Annotated in this window: 18 protein-coding genes; 17 read left to right on the top strand and 1 reads right to left on the bottom strand. The window is 70.9% G+C overall.

Annotation, left to right across the window (positions count from 1 at the left end; genetic code table 11):
* The first annotated feature begins 42 nt into the window (after window positions 1-42).
* The 11 genes from lepB (ACWCO8_RS31775) (at window position 43) to ACWCO8_RS31825 (ending at window position 9495) form a co-directional block, all read left to right on the top strand.
* Window positions 43-903 carry a signal peptidase I gene (gene lepB / locus ACWCO8_RS31775; protein ID WP_451035133.1) on the top strand — a complete coding sequence of 287 codons (861 nt, stop codon included), beginning with the start codon at window positions 43-45 and terminating at the stop codon, window positions 901-903.
* Window positions 896-1954 carry a signal peptidase I gene (gene lepB / locus ACWCO8_RS31780; protein ID WP_451035134.1) on the top strand — a complete coding sequence of 353 codons (1059 nt, stop codon included), beginning with the start codon at window positions 896-898 and terminating at the stop codon, window positions 1952-1954. Before lepB (ACWCO8_RS31775) ends, lepB (ACWCO8_RS31780) begins: the two co-directional genes overlap by 8 nt.
* Window positions 1869-2840, top strand: coding sequence for a signal peptidase I (gene lepB, locus ACWCO8_RS31785; protein ID WP_451035202.1), 972 nt, complete (start codon window positions 1869-1871; stop codon window positions 2838-2840). The genes lepB (ACWCO8_RS31780) and lepB (ACWCO8_RS31785) overlap by 86 nt, the downstream gene beginning before the upstream one ends.
* 63 nt (window positions 2841-2903) lie before the next feature.
* Entirely contained in the window at window positions 2904-3653 is a 750-nt protein-coding gene (gene lepB / locus ACWCO8_RS31790) for a signal peptidase I (protein WP_451035135.1), read from the top strand.
* 74 nt (window positions 3654-3727) lie between these two features.
* Window positions 3728-4204, top strand: coding sequence for an NUDIX hydrolase (locus ACWCO8_RS31795; RefSeq protein WP_451035203.1), 477 nt, complete (start codon window positions 3728-3730; stop codon window positions 4202-4204).
* Between the two features lie 55 nt (window positions 4205-4259).
* Window positions 4260-4568 (top strand): DUF2469 domain-containing protein, encoded by a 309-nt coding sequence (locus ACWCO8_RS31800; RefSeq protein WP_005311352.1) that lies wholly within the window; start codon window positions 4260-4262, stop codon window positions 4566-4568.
* A gap of 105 nt (window positions 4569-4673) precedes the next feature.
* Window positions 4674-5039 carry a YraN family protein gene (locus ACWCO8_RS31805; protein WP_451035136.1) on the top strand — a complete coding sequence of 122 codons (366 nt, stop codon included), beginning with the start codon at window positions 4674-4676 and terminating at the stop codon, window positions 5037-5039.
* A 1-nt stretch (window position 5040) separates the two neighbouring features.
* Window positions 5041-6654 carry a YifB family Mg chelatase-like AAA ATPase gene (locus tag ACWCO8_RS31810; protein WP_451035137.1) on the top strand — a complete coding sequence of 538 codons (1614 nt, stop codon included), beginning with the start codon at window positions 5041-5043 and terminating at the stop codon, window positions 6652-6654.
* Window positions 6651-7808, top strand: a complete 1158-nt coding sequence (gene dprA / locus ACWCO8_RS31815) for a DNA-processing protein DprA (RefSeq protein WP_451035138.1) — start codon at window positions 6651-6653, stop codon at window positions 7806-7808. Before ACWCO8_RS31810 ends, dprA begins: the two co-directional genes overlap by 4 nt.
* A 239-nt stretch (window positions 7809-8047) precedes the next feature.
* On the top strand, window positions 8048-8884 hold the full coding sequence (gene whiG / locus ACWCO8_RS31820; RefSeq protein WP_362003379.1) for an RNA polymerase sigma factor WhiG: 837 nt from the start codon (window positions 8048-8050) through the stop codon (window positions 8882-8884).
* Window positions 8885-8937: 53 nt separating this feature from the next.
* Entirely contained in the window at window positions 8938-9495 is a 558-nt protein-coding gene (locus ACWCO8_RS31825; RefSeq protein ID WP_362004015.1) for a TetR/AcrR family transcriptional regulator, read from the top strand.
* Here ACWCO8_RS31825 and ACWCO8_RS31830 read toward each other — a convergent pair.
* The gene (locus ACWCO8_RS31830) at window positions 9485-10036 is read right to left on the bottom strand and encodes a M23 family metallopeptidase (protein WP_451035139.1); all 552 of its coding nucleotides are present in this window, start codon (window positions 10034-10036) and stop codon (window positions 9485-9487) included. The two genes, ACWCO8_RS31825 and ACWCO8_RS31830, sit on opposite strands and share 11 nt — an antisense overlap.
* A gap of 256 nt (window positions 10037-10292) precedes the next feature.
* Here ACWCO8_RS31830 and rpsB point away from each other — a divergent pair, with 256 nt between their 5' ends.
* From rpsB to rlmN, 6 genes are all read left to right on the top strand, one after another.
* Window positions 10293-11192: a 30S ribosomal protein S2 gene (gene rpsB / locus ACWCO8_RS31835; RefSeq protein ID WP_362003375.1), complete on the top strand. Its 900-nt coding sequence runs from the start codon at window positions 10293-10295 to the stop codon at window positions 11190-11192.
* A gap of 122 nt (window positions 11193-11314) precedes the next feature.
* Window positions 11315-12151 (top strand): translation elongation factor Ts, encoded by an 837-nt coding sequence (tsf, locus tag ACWCO8_RS31840; RefSeq protein WP_362003373.1) that lies wholly within the window; start codon window positions 11315-11317, stop codon window positions 12149-12151.
* Between the two features lie 158 nt (window positions 12152-12309).
* A complete protein-coding gene (gene pyrH, locus ACWCO8_RS31845; protein WP_362003371.1) occupies window positions 12310-13074 on the top strand; it encodes a UMP kinase in 765 nt (254 codons plus the stop codon).
* Between the two features lie 101 nt (window positions 13075-13175).
* Window positions 13176-13733 (top strand): ribosome recycling factor, encoded by a 558-nt coding sequence (gene frr, locus ACWCO8_RS31850; RefSeq protein WP_026057589.1) that lies wholly within the window; start codon window positions 13176-13178, stop codon window positions 13731-13733.
* Complete coding sequence (locus ACWCO8_RS31855; RefSeq protein WP_451035140.1) at window positions 13733-14818, top strand: phosphatidate cytidylyltransferase; 1086 nt, start codon at window positions 13733-13735, stop codon at window positions 14816-14818. Before frr ends, ACWCO8_RS31855 begins: the two co-directional genes overlap by 1 nt.
* A 115-nt stretch (window positions 14819-14933) precedes the next feature.
* Complete coding sequence (gene rlmN, locus ACWCO8_RS31860) at window positions 14934-16040, top strand: 23S rRNA (adenine(2503)-C(2))-methyltransferase RlmN (protein WP_362003367.1); 1107 nt, start codon at window positions 14934-14936, stop codon at window positions 16038-16040.
* The last annotated feature ends 158 nt before the right edge of the window (window positions 16041-16198 follow it).

Below are 16198 nucleotides of genomic sequence, written 5' to 3' on the forward strand. Positions count from 1 at the left end.
GGAGCACTGACTCACAGGGCGGCCGGATAGGCTCTGCCCTCGATGGACACCGAAGCACAGCACACGGAGCGCGACCGCTCCTCCGGGATGGAGGAGCGGTCGCGCTCCGTGCGTATATCCGGGCAGGACGGGCAGCAGGGCGGGCCCGTCGAGGGGCCCGCCGAAGCCGACGAGCGGCCGGTCGAGTCCGCCACCGAGCCCGACGAGCGGTCCGAGACCGTCGCCGACCGCTTCGGCGTGTCCTGGCGGCGCACCGGGGTCATCGGCGCCCTCTGCGTCGTCTTCGTGCTGCTCCTGAGCCACTTCGTGCTGCAGCCCTTCCTGATCCCCAGCCGCTCCATGGAGCCGACGCTCCAAGTCGGGGACCGGATCCTGGTGAACAAGCTGGCGTACCGTTTCGGCGACCAGCCGCGGCGGGGCGACGTCGTCGTCTTCGACGGCACCGGCTCCTTCGTCCAGCAGGCCCCCGAGGAGAACCCGGTCACCGGGCTCCTGCACGGCGCGGCGGCGGCCCTCGGGCTCGCCGAACCCGCCGAGACCGACTTCGTGAAGCGGGTCGTGGGCGTCGGCGGCGACCGCGTCGTCTGCTGCGACAAGAACGGCCGACTGACCGTCAACGGCGTGCCCGTCGAGGAGTGGTACGTCCAGATGGGTGACGCGCCCTCCAAGGTTCCTTTCGACATCGTGGTGCCGCAGGGCACCCTGTGGGTGATGGGCGACCACCGCAGCCAGTCGAGCGACTCCCGCGACCACCTCGGTCAGCCGGGCGGCGGCATGGTGCCCGTCGAGCGGGTGATCGGGCGCGCGGACTGGATCGGCTGGCCCTTCGGCCGCTGGTCGGGGGTGCCCGAGACCGGTGCCTTCGACGCCGTACCGGCGCCCGCGGCGGGCGGCCATGGGTAACCGGGGCAGGGCCGGCGGGCATCGCGCCGACACCCGGCTGCCCACCGGCACACGGCCCACGGAAGGCGGCCGTCCGCTGCCCGGGCGCGCGGAGCGGCGCAGGCTCGCCCGCAAGGTCAAGCGGCGCCGACAGCGCTCGGCGATCAAGGAGATCCCGCTCCTGATCACCGTCGCGGTGCTGATCGCGCTCGTCCTGAAGACCTTCCTCGTCCAGGCGTTCGTCATCCCGTCCGGCTCGATGGAGCAGACGATCCGGATCGACGACCGGGTCGTGGTCGACAAGCTCACGCCCTGGTTCGGCGCCACGCCCGCGCGCGGTGACGTCGTCGTCTTCAAGGACCCCGGCAACTGGCTCCAGGACACCCCGGCGCCCGCCGACGACCCCGTCGGCGTGAAGCAGATCAAGCAGGCTCTGACGTTCATCGGACTGCTGCCGTCGGCCGACGACCAGGACCTGATCAAGCGGGTGGTGGCGGTCGGCGGCGACACCGTCGCCTGCTGCGGCGCGGACGGGAAGGTCACGGTCAACGGCGTCCCGCTGGAGGAACCGTATCTGCACCCGGGGAACGCGCCCTCGAAGATCAAGTTCCAGGTGAAGGTCCCCGAGGGCCGGATCTTCGTCCTGGGCGACCACCGCTCGGACTCCGCCGACTCGCGCTACCACCTGGACGAGAAGGACCGCGGGACGATCTCCGTGGACGATGTCGTCGGCCGGGCGGTCGGCATCGTCTGGCCGGTGGGCCACTGGCGCCGCCTGGAGGAGCCGGACACGTTCGCGGCCGTACCGGACGGTCGTTCGGGCGCTGTGTCCGCGAGCGGCGTGTCGCATAGTGTGTCCTCGCGGAATCTGAACGGATTGCCCTGGCTCCCGACTCCTGCGGAACTCCCGCTCGTTATGGGAGTGGTGGGCCTGTCCCTGTTCTGGGGCAGGCATGTGCACGGACTGAGGAGTGGATGTGGGGGATGTGGCCGTCGGCGCACGATCCGGACACGACGAGCCCGAGGAGAGGCCCGAGCAGCTCGCCGAGTCGTCGGTGGCCATGAGGGATGACTCCGGCGGCGGGCGTGACGCCGACCCCGCCGACCGCTCCGGCGACGACTCGGACGGTGCGGGTGACGGCGGGCAGGGCGGCGAGGCCGGCGAGGGCGACGGCGCCCCGCGGAAGCCGCGTTCCTTCTGGAAGGAACTGCCGCTCCTCATCGGCATCGCCCTGGTGCTCGCCCTGCTGATCAAGACGTTCCTGGTGCAGGCGTTCTCGATCCCCTCCGACTCGATGATGAACACGCTGCAGCGTGGCGACCGGGTCCTGGTCGACAAGCTGACCCCGTGGTTCGGCTCGGAGCCGGAGCGCGGCGAGGTCGTCGTCTTCCACGACCCGGGCGGCTGGCTGGAGGGCGAGCCCACCCCGGAGCCGAACGTGCTCCAGGAGTTCCTCTCCTTCATCGGCCTGATGCCCTCGGCCGAGGAGAAGGACCTGATCAAGCGGGTCATCGCGGTGGGTGGCGACACGGTCTCCTGCAAGGAGGGCGGCAAGGTCATCCTCAACGGCAAGGCGCTGGACGAGACCTCGTACATCTACCCCGGCTCCTCGCCCTGCGGCGACAAGCCCTTCGGGCCGCTCACCGTCCCCAAGGGCAGCATCTGGGTCATGGGCGACAACCGGCAGAACTCGCTGGACTCCCGCTACCACCAGAACCTGGCGGGCGGCGGCACCGTCCCGAACGACCAGGTCGTCGGCCGCGCGGTCTTCGTGGCCTGGCCGGTCACCCGCTGGGCGACGCTGCCCGTGCCGGAGACCTTCGACCAGCCGGGGCTGAACAAGGCGCTGGCCGTGGCCCCGGGGGCGGCCGGTCTGGCCGGCGTCGGCCTGGTGGGCGCGCTGCCGCTGGTCCTGTGGCGTAGGAAGAGGCTCACCGCTCGGCATACCGCCGAGTAGTGACGCGCGGGTAGGGTGCCGTCCCAGATCGTCGTACCGACCTTCGAGGTGGGGAGCGCTGGGATGAGCGGAACCATACGTACGGAAGGCGGCCGCGGCCGCCTCGGCAGTGTTCTGTCGGGGCTGGCCGTGGCCGTCGGCTGTGTGCTCTTCCTCGGCGGTTTCGCCTGGGGCGCGGTCACGTACCAGCCGTACAGCGTGCCCACCGACTCGATGACCCCGGCCCTGGCCGTCGGCTCCAAGGTCCTCGCCGAGCGGATCGACGGGGACGAGGTGCGGCGCGGCGACATCGTGATCTTCAAGGATCCGCTCTGGGGCGGATCGACCATGGTGAAGCGGGTCGTCGGGGTCGGCGGCGACACGGTCGCCTGCTGCGACAAGGACGGCCGGCTCACCATCGACGGCAAGCCGGTCGTGGAGCCGTACACGCGGGCCGGCGCCCCCGCCTCGGGGCAGGAGTTCTCGGCGACCGTGCCCGAGGGGAAGCTCTTCCTCCTCGGCGACGAGCGGCACACCTCCCTGGACTCCCGGACGCACCTGGAGGAGGCCGGCCAGGGCTCCGTACCGCGCTCGGCGGTCACCGCCCGGGTCGACGCCGTCGCCTGGCCCGACGCGGCCCTCGTGGAGCGCCCCGCGGGGTTCGCGGCGCTGCCGGGCGGGATCTCCGTGCCCGGGCCCGTGGAGCCGCTCTTCTACGCGATCGTCGGCGGGTGTGTACTGATCCTGGGCGGGGCCGCGTACGGGCCGGTCGCACGGCTCGCGGGGCGCCGCCAGGGCGGCCGGGCGAAGGGCAGAGAGACGGTGGACGCGTGACGGGTGCGACGAGTGGTGAGGGCTCGGCTGGTTCGGCCGGTTCGGCCGGTTCCGGCGACGCCGTCGGGCCGGAGCTGCGGCGGGTGGCCCGGGTCGTGCTGCTCGATCCCGACGACCGCATCCTCCTCCTGCACGGCTACGAGCCCGACGAACCGGAGCTGACCTGGTGGTTCACGCCCGGTGGCGGCCTGGAGGGCGACGAGACCCGCGAGCAGGCGGCCCTGCGCGAGCTGGCCGAGGAGACCGGGATCACCGACGTCGAACTCGGACCGGTCCTGTGGCAGCGGATCTGCTCCTTCCCGTTCGACGGGCGGCGCTGGGACCAGGACGAGTGGTACTACCTGGCACGAACCAGCCAGACCGTGACCGCCCCCGGCGGCCTCACCGAGCTGGAGGAACGCAGTGTCGCGGGGCTGAGGTGGTGGACCTCCGCCGAACTGTCGGCGGCGCGTGAGACGGTGTACCCGACCAGACTCGCCGAGCTGCTGCACAGGCTGCTCGACGAGGGACCGCCGAGTGCGCCGCTGGTGCTCGCCACGGAAATCGCTTAACGGTGCGAGCGGCTGGCGCACAATAGGTGGACGCACGGCTGAAGGGGAACATGCCATGAGCGCCGAGGACCTCGAGAAGTACGAGACCGAGATGGAGCTGAAGCTCTACCGGGAGTACCGCGATGTCGTCGGGCTGTTCAAATACGTGATCGAGACCGAGCGTCGGTTCTACCTCACCAACGACTACGAGATGCAGGTGCACTCGGTCCAGGGCGAGGTGTTCTTCGAGGTGTCCATGGCCGACGCCTGGGTCTGGGACATGTATCGGCCGGCCAGGTTCGTCAAGCAGGTCCGGGTGCTCACGTTCAAGGACGTGAACATCGAGGAGCTCAACAAGAGCGACCTGGAGCTTCCCGGCAGCTGAAACCACCCGCAGGGGTGACGGGGTTCTCCACAGGCCGGTGGCTGTCCACCGGCCCGCACACGGAACGTCGCGAAGCGTCACAGTCGGTGCCGGAGGTGGTACCGAATGAACGCAACGAGCGCTCTCGGGCAGTACGGAGAACAGCTGGCGGTCCGCAGGCTCACGGCCGCCGGGATGGTCATCCTCGCGCGGAACTGGCGCTGCGGACGGACCGGAGAGATCGACATCGTCGCCCGGGACGGGGACGCCGTCGTCGTCTGCGAGGTGAAGACCCGGCGGGCCGGAGCCTTCGAGCACCCCATGGCCGCCGTCACGCCCGTCAAGGCCGACCGGCTCAAACGCCTCGCGGCCTGCTGGCTCGACCGCCACGGCGGACCACCGCCCGAAGGCGGCATCCGCATCGACCTCGTCGGCATCGTCCTGCCCCGCAAGGGCGCCGCGGTCGTCACCCACGCCCAGGGGGTGGCCTGAGATGGGATTCGCCCGCACCTGCTCCGTCGCCCTCGTCGGCGTCGAGGGCGTCGTCGTCGAGGTCCAGGCCGACCTGGAGGCCGGAGTCGCCGCCTTCACCCTGGTCGGACTCCCGGACAAGAGCCTCACCGAGAGCCGCGACCGGGTCCGCGCCGCCATCGTCAACTCGGGCGCCGAGTGGCCCCAGAAGAAACTGACCGTCGGCCTCAGCCCCGCGTCCGTCCCGAAGGGCGGCTCGGGATTTGATTTGGCCGTCGCGGCCGCCGTGCTCGGGGCCGCCGAGCGGATCGATCCCCGGGGCATCGCCGACCTCGTCCTGATCGGCGAACTCGGGCTCGACGGGCGCGTCCGGCCCGTGCGGGGCGTCCTGCCCGCCGTCCTCGCCGCCGCCGAAGCCGGCTACAGCCAGGTCGTCGTCCCCGAGCAGACGGCCGGCGAGGCCTCCCTCGTGCCCGGGGTCTCCGTCCTCGGCGTCCGCAGCCTGCGCCAGCTCATCGCCGTGCTCTCCGACGAACCGGTCCCCGAGGAGGAGCCCGCCGAGGAGGGCCGCCCGGACGCCATGCTCGCCGGGCTCCTCGTCCCCGGCGCGGGCGTCGGCACCGGCCTCACCGCCGACCCCCTCGACGGACCGGACCTCGCCGACGTCGCCGGACAGCACGGGGCCCGCCGCGCCCTGGAGGTCGCCGCCGCCGGCAGCCACCACCTGCTGCTCTCCGGGCCACCCGGAGCCGGAAAGACCATGCTCGCCGAACGGCTCACGGGCATCCTTCCCCCGCTCACCCGTCAGGAGTCCCTCGAAGTCACCGCCATCCACTCCGTGGCCGGCATCCTCCCGCCCGGCGAACCCCTCGTCCGCCGCGCCCCCTACTGCGCGCCCCACCACTCCGCGACCATGCAGTCCCTCGTCGGCGGCGGCAACGGCCTCCCGCGCCCGGGCGCCGTCTCCCTGGCTCATCGAGGCATCCTCTTTCTGGACGAAGCGCCTGAATTCTCCGGAAAGGCGCTCGACGCCCTGCGTCAGCCGCTGGAATCCGGGCACGTGGTCGTCGCCCGGGCCGCCGGGGTCGTCCGGCTCCCCGCGCGGTTCCTCCTGGCCCTCGCCGCCAACCCCTGCCCGTGCGGGCGGCACACCCTGCACGGCGCGGGGTGCGAGTGCCCCGCCTCGCTCATCCGCCGCTACCAGGCGCGACTCTCCGGCCCGCTCCTCGACCGCGTCGACCTGCGCGTCGAGGTCGAGCCCGTCACCCGCTCCGACCTCCTCGGGCAGGGCGGGCGCGGGGAGTCCACGGCCGCCGTCGCCGACCGCGTCCGCGAGGCCCGGGCCCGCGCGGCCGCCCGCCTGACCGGCACCCCCTGGACCGTCAACAGCGAGGTCCCCGGCCATGAACTGCGGACGCGCTTCGTCGTCGCCCCAGGAGCCCTCGCCGCGGCGGAACGGGACATCGAGCGCGGCATGCTGACCGCGCGCGGCCTCGACCGGGTTCTCCGCGTCGCCTGGACCGTCGCCGACCTCGCGGGCCACGACCGCCCGGACGCCCAGGACGTCGACCTCGCCCTCGAACTGCGGACCGGCATCGCGCGGGGCGTACCGGTGGGAGCGGGGGAGCGCGCATGATCACGTACGAGGAACGGCTGGCCCGCGCCGCGCTCACCCGGGTCGTCGAGCCCGGTGACGTCCACGCCGGCCGCTGGCTCCGGCAGTACGGAGCCGAGGGCTTCCTCCAGCGCCTGAAGGACCCGGTCGACGACCCGGACGCGTTCGCCGGCACCGGGGCGAAACGGGTCGCCGGGTGGCGGCGGCGGGCCGCGAGCGCCGAGCCGCGGCGGGACCTCGACACCATCGGCCGGCAGGGCGGGCGGCTCGTCGTCCCCGGCGACCTCGAATGGCCCCGGCAGCTCGACGACCTCGGCGACACCCGCCCCGTGGGTCTCTGGGCCCGGGGCCCCGCCGACCTGCGGACCTGGGCGCTGCGCTCGGTCGCCGTCGTCGGCGCCCGCGCCTGCACCCCGTACGGCGCGCACATGGCGACCACGCTCGCCTCCGGGCTCGCCGAAGAGGGCTGGGTCGTCGTTTCCGGCGCCGCGTTCGGCATCGACGGCGCCGCCCACAGAGGTGCCCTCGCCGCCCGCGGCGCCACCGTCGCCGTCCTCGCCTGCGGCGTCGACATCCCCTACCCGCGCGGCCATGCCGAACTCATCGGGCGCGTCGCGGAACAGGGGCTCGTCATCGGGGAGTTGCCGCCCGCCAGTCACCCCACGCCCAGCAGATTCATCCTCCGCAACCGTGTCATCGCCGCCCTCACCCGAGGCACGGTCGTCGTGGAGGCCGAGTACCGCAGCGGTTCCCTGGTCACCGCCCGCGCCGCCGCCCGCCTCGGCCGGCACACCATGGGCGTGCCAGGACCCGTCACCAGCGGGCTCTCCGCCGGTGTCCACGAACTGCTGCGCGGCGAGGCGACCCTCGTCACCGAGGCCGCCGAAGTGATCGAACTCGTCGGGGACATGGGCCAGCTCGCCCCCGCCCGGCGCGGCCCGGTCCTGGCGAGAGACCTGCTCGCCCCGGACGCCGCCCGCGTCCTCGAAGCGATGCCCGCGGGCCGCGCCACCTGTGTGGGTGAGATCGCGGACCGGTCCGGCGCCACCCCCGACGACACCCTCGTCAGACTGTACGAACTGCACTCCCTGGGGTTCGTCGAACGGCAAGGCGACGACTGGCGGTTGACGAACACCCCCACGGAAGGGGCGAATGCGCGGCGAGGCGGTACTTGACCTGGAGCATTCGGGTGAAATGGTGAGGGTGATGAACAACCCAGCTGTCTCGGTCGCACCCGAGGGGCCGACACGCGCCACGGCCCGGGTTCGAAGATGTGGCCGAGGACGTCCACCCGGAGCGGTGCGATCCGCAGAGGTTCGCAGACCGCGACCGTCCAGTCACGCTACGCTCGCAAGGGTTCCCCGACGGACATCCGTCCCGACAAACCCGCCAGCAGAACGGCTCAAGGCAACGCATGCCCCAGCACACCTCCGGGTCTGACCGCGCTGCGGTGCCCCCAGCAGCCCGGGGCACCGTGCGACCGCCCGCACCGACATCGCTCGACGAACTGTGGCGGTCCTACAAGGACACGGGCGACGAGCGACTGCGCGAGCAGCTGATCCTGCACTACTCCCCGCTCGTGAAGTACGTCGCCGGCCGCGTCAGCGTGGGCCTGCCGTCCAATGTGGAACAGGCCGACTTCGTCTCCTCCGGCGTCTTCGGACTGATCGACGCCATCGAGAAGTTCGACGTCGAGCGGTCGATCAAGTTCGAGACCTACGCGATCACCCGGATCCGGGGCGCGATGATCGACGAACTCCGCGCCCTCGACTGGATCCCCCGCTCCGTGCGGCAGAAGGCGCGCAATGTCGAGCGCGCGTACGCCACCCTGGAGGCCAAGCTCCGGCGCACCCCGAGCGAGGGCGAGGTCGCGGCGGAGATGGGCATCGGCCTGGAGGAACTGCACGCGGTTTTCAGCCAGTTGTCCCTGGCGAACGTGGTCGCCCTCGAAGAGCTGCTGCATGTCGGCGGCGAGGGCGGCGACCGGCTCTCGCTGATGGACACCCTGGAGGACACCGCCGCCGACAACCCGGTCGAGGTCGCCGAGGACCGCGAGCTGCGGAGGCTGCTCGCCCGCGCCATCAACACCCTCCCCGAGCGGGAGAAGACCGTGGTCACGCTCTACTACTACGAGGGCCTCACCCTCGCCGAGATCGGCCATGTCCTCGGGGTCACCGAGAGCCGCGTCAGCCAGATCCACACCAAGTCGGTCCTGCAGCTGCGCGCCAAGCTGGCCGATGTGGGGCGCTGACCGGGAGCGGCCAGTCGTATGGTGGAGCCGTGCCAAGGATTCGAGCGGCCTCGGTGGCCGAGCACCGGACGATGCAGCGCGGCGCCCTGCTGGACGCCGCGCGCTCCCTGCTGTCCGAGGGCGGTACGGAGGCGCTGACCTTCCCCGCCCTCGCCGAGCGCACGGGCCTGGCCCGTTCCTCGGTGTACGAGTACTTCCGGTCGCGCGCGGCCGTGGTCGAGGAGCTGTGCGCCGTCGACTTCCCCGTCTGGGCCGCTGAGGTCGAGACGGCGATGGCCCGCGCCGACACGCCTGAGGGCAAGGTCGAGGCGTATGTGCGCAAGCAGCTGGAGCTCGTCGGGGACCGGCGCCACCGGGCGGTCGTCGCGATCTCCGCGAGCGAGCTCGACCAGGGCGCCCGCGAGAAGATCCGCGCTGCTCACGGCGGCCTCGTCACCATGATCGTCGAGGCCCTCGTCGACCTGGGCCAGTCCCAGCCCCGCCTCGGCGCCATGCTCCTCCAGGGCGTCGTGGACGCCGCCGTCCGCCGTATCGAACTGGGCGCGGCCGAAGATCCGGACACCGTCGCCGAGGCCGCCGTCGCCATGGCCCTGCGCGGCGTCAGCGGCTGAGCCCCGTCACGGGCAGCAGTCTCGACGGGCCCTGGCGCAGCAGGAGCAAGGGGTTCAGGTACGTGTCCCCCCGCAGCAGGCCCCAGTGCAGGCAGGATTCCGGACAGTGGGGCGCCCCGGCCGCTCCGGGCGCCCCGGCCCCGCCGGTCGGCGGAGGCGCGAGGGTGGCCACCGGGTCACCCCGGGTGACCTTCGTGCCCGCCGCGACCAGGGGCTCCACCGGTTCGTAGGTGGTGCGCAGGGGCGGGTCTCCGGTGCCCGGCAGGGTGAGGGTGAGGACGCCCCGGCCGGCCACGCGGCCCGCGAACGTGACCACGCCCGACGCCGCCGCGCGGACCGGGGCGCCCACCGGGGCCGCCAGGTCGAGACCGTGGTGACCGGCCGCGTACGGACCGGCCGGAGGCTCCCAGCCGCGCACGATCTCCGGGCGCGGCGGGCCGAGCGGCCAGGTCAGGGCCACCGGCGGCCCGCTCGGGGAGCGCATCGGCGCGCTCGGGGGCCACATCAGGGCCAGGGCGAGAAGCAGTGTCGTCAGATGCATGGCGACACCGTCCCGCACCCGCCCGATTCCTGCCGATCATGGTCGGTTTCTGTGGACAACCGGCTGGTTGTGGACAGCGCCGTCACCCGGCACCCGCAGGGTCCCGTACACTTCCTATGGCGATCCGGGTCACCGGGTCGACTTCGCACGCCCCGCCACACAGCCCTCACAGGTCGTGGCAGCGCCTTTTCGGTCCCTCGTGGCACGGCGCGTCGGGGCGTCAGGACATAACCGAGAAACACAAGGAGATACGGCCATGGCCGTCGTCACGATGCGGGAGCTGCTGGAGAGCGGCGTCCACTTCGGTCACCAGACCCGTCGTTGGAACCCGAAGATGAAGCGCTTCATCTTCACGGAGCGCAACGGCATCTACATCATCGACCTGCTCCAGTCGCTGTCGTACATCGACCGCGCCTACGAGTTCGTCAAGGAGACCGTCGCCCACGGCGGCTCCATCATGTTCGTCGGTACGAAGAAGCAGGCCCAGGAGGCCATCGCCGAGCAGGCGACGCGTGTCGGCATGCCGTACGTCAACCAGCGTTGGCTCGGTGGCATGCTCACCAACTTCTCCACCGTCTACAAGCGTCTGCAGCGCCTCAAGGAGCTCGAGCAGATCGACTTCGAGGATGTGGCCGCCTCCGGCCTCACCAAGAAGGAGCTCCTGGTCCTCTCCCGCGAGAAGGCCAAGCTGGAGAAGACCCTCGGTGGTATCCGCGAGATGCAGAAGGTGCCGAGCGCCGTCTGGATCGTCGACACCAAGAAGGAGCACATCGCCGTCGGTGAGGCGCGCAAGCTCCACATCCCGGTCGTCGCGATCCTCGACACCAACTGCGACCCCGACGAGGTCGACTACAAGATCCCCGGCAACGACGACGCGATCCGCTCCGTCACCCTGCTCACCCGCGTGATCGCCGACGCCGTCGCCGAGGGCCTCATCGCCCGCTCCGGCGCCGCGACCGGCGACTCGAAGCCGGGCGAGAAGGCCGCGGGCGAGCCGCTCGCCGAGTGGGAGCGCGACCTGCTCGAGGGTGAGAAGAAGGCTGACGAGGCCGAGGTCCAGACCTCCGCCGAGACCGAGAAGGTCGCCGACGCGGAGGCCGCCGAGGTCGTCGCCGAGGTCGCCGAGGCTCCGGCCGCCGAGGCCGAGCAGGCCTGACCCACGGCCTGACCGCACAGGTCAGGTCCGGTTGGTTGTTTCGGATGTCGACGGCGGGGGCCCACAAAGCCCCCGCCGTCCACCCGTAGATCTTTCAGACTTCGAGAGAGAAACTCAGACTCATGGCGAACTACACCGCCGCTGACGTCAAGAAGCTCCGTGAGCTCACCGGCGCCGGCATGATGGACTGCAAGAAGGCCCTGGACGAGGCCGACGGCAACGTCGACAAGGCCGTCGAGGCCCTGCGCATCAAGGGCCAGAAGGGCGTCGCCAAGCGCGAGGGCCGCTCTGCCGAGAACGGCGCCGTCGTCTCCCTCATCGCCGACGACAACACCTCCGGTGTCCTCGTCGAGCTGAAGTGCGAGACGGACTTCGTCGCCAAGGGCGAGAAGTTCCAGGCCGTCGCCAACCAGCTGGCCGCGCATGTCGCCGCCACCAACCCGGCCGACCTGGAGGCGCTGCTCGCCTCCGAGATCGAGGCCGGCAAGACCGTGCAGGCCTTCGTGGACGAGGCCAACGCCAACCTCGGCGAGAAGATCGTCCTCGACCGCTTCGCGCAGTACGCGGACGGCTCCGTCTACGCCTACATGCACCGCACGATGCCCGACCTGCCCCCGCAGATCGGTGTCCTCGTCGAGTTCGACAAGCCGAACGCCGAGGTCGCCAAGGGCGTCGCGCAGCACATCGCCGCCTTCGCGCCGAAGTACCTCACCCGTGAGGACGTCCCGGCCGAGGTCGTCGAGTCCGAGCGCCGCGTCGCCGAGGAGACCACCCGCGCCGAGGGCAAGCCCGAGGCCGCGCTCCCGAAGATCGTCGAGGGTCGCGTCAACGGCTTCTTCAAGGACGCCACGCTGCTCGGTCAGCCGTACGCGCTCGACAACAAGAAGTCCGTCGAGCAGATCCTGAAGGAAGCCGGCGTCACCCTGAAGCGCTTCACGCGCATCAAGGTCGGCATCTGAGTCCGTACGCGACGGACACCGGACCCCGGTAGGGTCTGAAGCAGTCGTCCGCGCTCGCGCAGGACGACCGCAGATCTGACGAGGAGGCCATTGCCGTACGGGAAACCGCAAGGACCCACCGGCAATGGCCTTCGTCGTATGTGCACGAGGAGATCTCCATGAACCAGAGCGCCGTACAGGGCGACGACAACCACGGCAAAAAGGCCGGCCGCTTCATGCTGAAGCTGTCCGGCGAGGCATTCGCCGGAGGCGGCGGTCTCGGCGTCGACCCCGACGTCGTGCACAAGATCGCACGCGAGATCGCCGCAGTCGTCCGCGACGGCGCGGAGATCGCGATCGTCATCGGCGGCGGCAACTTCTTCCGCGGCGCCGAACTGCAGGTACGTGGCATGGACCGGGCCCGCTCCGACTACATGGGCATGCTCGGCACCGTCATGAACTGCCTCGCCCTCCAGGACTTCCTGGAGAAGGAGGGCATCGACTCCCGCGTCCAGACCGCCATCACCATGGGTCAGGTCGCGGAGCCGTACATCCCGCTGCGGGCCGTGCGCCACCTGGAGAAGGGCCGCGTGGTCATCTTCGGCGCCGGTATGGGCATGCCGTACTTCTCCACCGACACCACGGCCGCCCAGCGCGCCCTGGAGATCGACGCCGAGGCCCTGCTCATGGGCAAGAACGGCGTCGACGGGGTCTACGACTCCGACCCGAAGACCAACCCCGACGCGGTCAAGTTCGACGCGCTGGAGTACGGCGAGGTGCTCTCCCGCGACCTCAAGGTCGCCGACGCCACCGCCATCACCCTGTGCCGCGACAACAATCTCCCGATCCTCGTCTTCGAACTGCTCGCCGAGGGCAATATCGCGCGCGCGGTGAAGGGTGAGAAGATCGGCACTCTCGTGAGCGACCAGGGCACCCGGGCCTGAGCCTCGGCTCGAACCGGGTACCTCCCCGCGAGGGGACGGACAGAGCCCTGCCGGTCGCAAAACCGTGCAGGACAAGACGCGACGACACGCAGGAGCAAGTGGTGATCGAAGAGACCCTCCTCGAGGCCGAGGAGAAGATGGAGAAGGCCGTCGTGGTCGCCAAGGAGGACTTCGCCGCGATCCGCACCGGGCGTGCGCACCCGGCGATGTTCAACAAGATCGTGGCCGACTACTACGGTGCGATCACGCCGATCAATCAGCTGGCGTCGTTCTCGGTTCCCGAGCCGCGCATGGCTGTCGTGACCCCGTTCGACAAGAGCGCGCTGCGCAACATCGAGCAGGCGATCCGCGACTCCGACCTCGGCGTCAACCCGAGCAACGACGGCAACATCATCCGTGTGGTGTTCCCCGAGCTGACGGAGGAGCGCCGCCGCGAGTACATCAAGGTGGCCAAGGGCAAGGCCGAGGACTCCAAGATCTCCATCCGTTCCGTCCGCCGCAAGGCCAAGGAGACCATCGACAAGCTGGTCAAGGACGGCGAGGTCGGCGAGGACGAGGGCCGGCGCGCGGAGAAGGAGCTCGACGACACCACCGCGAAGTACGTCGCGCAGGTGGACGAGCTGCTCAAGCACAAGGAAGCCGAGCTGCTCGAGGTCTGATGAACGACTCTTCCTGGGGGGCCCCGGCCGGTTCCGGCTACTGGGGGCCCGACCAGGGGCCTGCCCCGGCGGGTCCCGCATACGATGGGCTGCAGGCGGCGCAGACTCGGCCCATGCCCATCGTGCCCGACGTCCCCGCCGGCGATCACCAGGACGACCACGACCGGGGGGCCGCTCAGCCGAGCGGTCCCCTGTTCCGTGACGAGACGCCGAACGAGCACCCGCAGGAGCCCATGTCCAGCCCGAACCGGCCCGCTTCCCCGCAGAAGAAGAGCGCGGGGCGCGACCTGGGCGCGGCCATAGGAGTCGGGGTCGGGCTCGGCGCCGTCATCATCGCGTCCCTCTTCATCTGGAAGGCCGCGTTCGTCGGCGTCATAGCGGTCGCCGTCGTCGTCGGCCTGTGGGAGCTCACCTCCCGCCTGCAGGAGCGCAAGGGCATCAAGGCCCCGCTCGTCCCGCTGGCGGTCGGTGGCGCGGCGATGGTGGTGGCCGGTTACGTCCGCGGAGCGGAGGGGGCCTGGGTCGCCATGGCCCTGACCGCCCTCGCGGTCCTCGTGTGGCGCATGACGGAGCCGCCCGAGGGCTATCTGAAGGACGTCACGGCGGGCGTCTTCGCCGCGTTCTACGTGCCGTTCCTGGCGACGTTCGTGGCGCTGATGCTCACCGCCGACGACGGTGCGGAGCGGGTCCTCACGTTCCTGCTGCTCACGGTCGTCAGCGACACCGGCGCGTACGCGATCGGCTGGCGCTTCGGCAAGCACAAGCTGGCACCGCGGATCAGCCCCGGCAAGACCCGCGAGGGCCTGTTCGGAGCGGTCACGTTCGCGATGGCGGCGGGCGCGCTGTGCATGGAGTTCCTGATCGACGACGGCTCGTGGTGGCAGGGCCTGCTGCTCGGCCTCGCGGTGGCGGCGAGCGCGACGCTCGGCGACCTCGGCGAGTCGATGATCAAGCGCGACCTCGGCATCAAGGACATGGGCACGCTCCTGCCCGGTCACGGCGGCATCATGGACCGCCTGGACTCCCTGCTGCCTACGGCTCCGGTGGTCTGGCTGCTGTTGGTCGTCTTCGTCGGCACCACCTGACCTGCGAATTTGTAGGTGAAGGGCCCGTTGTCCTCCCCCATAGCCCCCTCCGGGGCTATGGGGGTGCCCCCATTCGTCGGGCCCTTCTCCGTTCCTCTGCGACACTGGTAGGACCATGCCCAAGCCCGGAGAACTCACTTTCGTCGCGCCCCGCGGAGCCAAGAAGCCGCCGCGGCACCTTGCCGACCTCACGCCCGCCGAGCGCAAGGAGGCCGTCGCCGCGATCGGCGAGAAGCCGTTCCGCGCCAAGCAGCTGTCCACGCACTACTTCGCGCGGTACGCCCACGACCCCGCCGAGTGGACCGACATCCCCGCCGGCTCCCGCGAGAAGTTGCAGGGGGAGCTGCTGCCCGACCTGATGTCGGTGGTCCGGCACATCTCGTGCGACGACGACACCACCCGTAAGACCCTGTGGAAGCTGCACGACGGCACGCTCGTCGAGTCCGTGCTCATGCGGTACCCGGACCGGGTCACCATGTGCATCTCCTCGCAGGCCGGCTGCGGGATGAACTGTCCGTTCTGCGCCACCGGGCAGGCCGGGCTCGACCGGAACCTGTCGACCGCCGAGATCGTGCACCAGATCGTCGACGGGATGCGCGCCCTGCGGGACGGCGAGGTGCCCGGTGGGCCCGCGCGGCTCAGCAACATCGTCTTCATGGGCATGGGTGAGCCGCTCGCCAACTACAAGCGGGTCGTCGGCGCCATCCGGCGGCTCACCGACCCCGAGCCGGACGGGCTCGGGCTGTCGCAGCGCGGGATCACCGTCTCCACCGTGGGCCTCGTGCCCGCGATGCTGCGCTTCGCCGACGAGGGCTTCAAGTGCCGGCTCGCCGTCTCGCTGCACGCCCCCGACGACGAGCTGCGCGACACCCTCGTGCCCGTCAACACCCGCTGGAAGGTCCGCGAGGTCCTCGACGCCGCGTGGGAGTACGCCGAGAAGTCCGGCCGCCGGATCTCCATCGAGTACGCCCTGATCCGCGACATCAACGACCAGGCCTGGCGGGGCGACCTGCTCGGCCGGCTGCTCAAGGGCAAGCGGGTGCATGTCAATCTCATTCCGCTGAACCCGACGCCTGGGTCCAAGTGGACCGCTTCCCGGCCCGAGGACGAGAAGGCCTTCGTCGAGGCCATCGCCGCCCACGGTGTTCCGGTCACCGTCCGTGACACCCGCGGGCAGGAGATCGACGGTGCCTGTGGACAGCTGGCGGCCTCGGAGCGCTGACCTTGTAGTCTGTGCTCGAACACATCTCCATATTCCGACAGGGGAGCGCCACAGCGCTGAGAGTGCGGTCATCGGACCGCAGACCCTCTGAACCTCGCCCAGGTCATTCTGGGTAGGAAGTTCGGTCGCAACTCGAGCTGTTGCGCCCTGCCCACCCT

Source organism: Streptomyces sp. NPDC001927 (genome assembly GCF_053594455.1).

Bases quoted from the DNA above. Each gene is read 5' to 3' on its own strand.
- lepB (WP_451035133.1), top strand. From the start codon at position 43: ATGGACACCGAAGCACAGCACACGGAGCGCGACCGCTCCTCCGGGATG.
- lepB (WP_451035134.1), top strand. From the start codon at position 896: ATGGGTAACCGGGGCAGGGCCGGCGGGCATCGCGCCGACACCCGGCTG.
- lepB (WP_451035135.1), top strand. From the start codon at position 2,904: ATGAGCGGAACCATACGTACGGAAGGCGGCCGCGGCCGCCTCGGCAGT.
- ACWCO8_RS31800 (WP_005311352.1), top strand. From the start codon at position 4,260: ATGAGCGCCGAGGACCTCGAGAAGTACGAGACCGAGATGGAGCTGAAG.
- ACWCO8_RS31805 (WP_451035136.1), top strand. From the start codon at position 4,674: ATGAACGCAACGAGCGCTCTCGGGCAGTACGGAGAACAGCTGGCGGTC.
- ACWCO8_RS31810 (WP_451035137.1), top strand. From the start codon at position 5,041: ATGGGATTCGCCCGCACCTGCTCCGTCGCCCTCGTCGGCGTCGAGGGC.
- dprA (WP_451035138.1), top strand. From the start codon at position 6,651: ATGATCACGTACGAGGAACGGCTGGCCCGCGCCGCGCTCACCCGGGTC.
- whiG (WP_362003379.1), top strand. From the start codon at position 8,048: ATGCCCCAGCACACCTCCGGGTCTGACCGCGCTGCGGTGCCCCCAGCA.
- ACWCO8_RS31830 (WP_451035139.1), bottom strand. From the start codon at position 10,036: ATGCATCTGACGACACTGCTTCTCGCCCTGGCCCTGATGTGGCCCCCG.
- rpsB (WP_362003375.1), top strand. From the start codon at position 10,293: ATGGCCGTCGTCACGATGCGGGAGCTGCTGGAGAGCGGCGTCCACTTC.
- tsf (WP_362003373.1), top strand. From the start codon at position 11,315: ATGGCGAACTACACCGCCGCTGACGTCAAGAAGCTCCGTGAGCTCACC.
- pyrH (WP_362003371.1), top strand. From the start codon at position 12,310: ATGAACCAGAGCGCCGTACAGGGCGACGACAACCACGGCAAAAAGGCC.
- ACWCO8_RS31855 (WP_451035140.1), top strand. From the start codon at position 13,733: ATGAACGACTCTTCCTGGGGGGCCCCGGCCGGTTCCGGCTACTGGGGG.
- rlmN (WP_362003367.1), top strand. From the start codon at position 14,934: ATGCCCAAGCCCGGAGAACTCACTTTCGTCGCGCCCCGCGGAGCCAAG.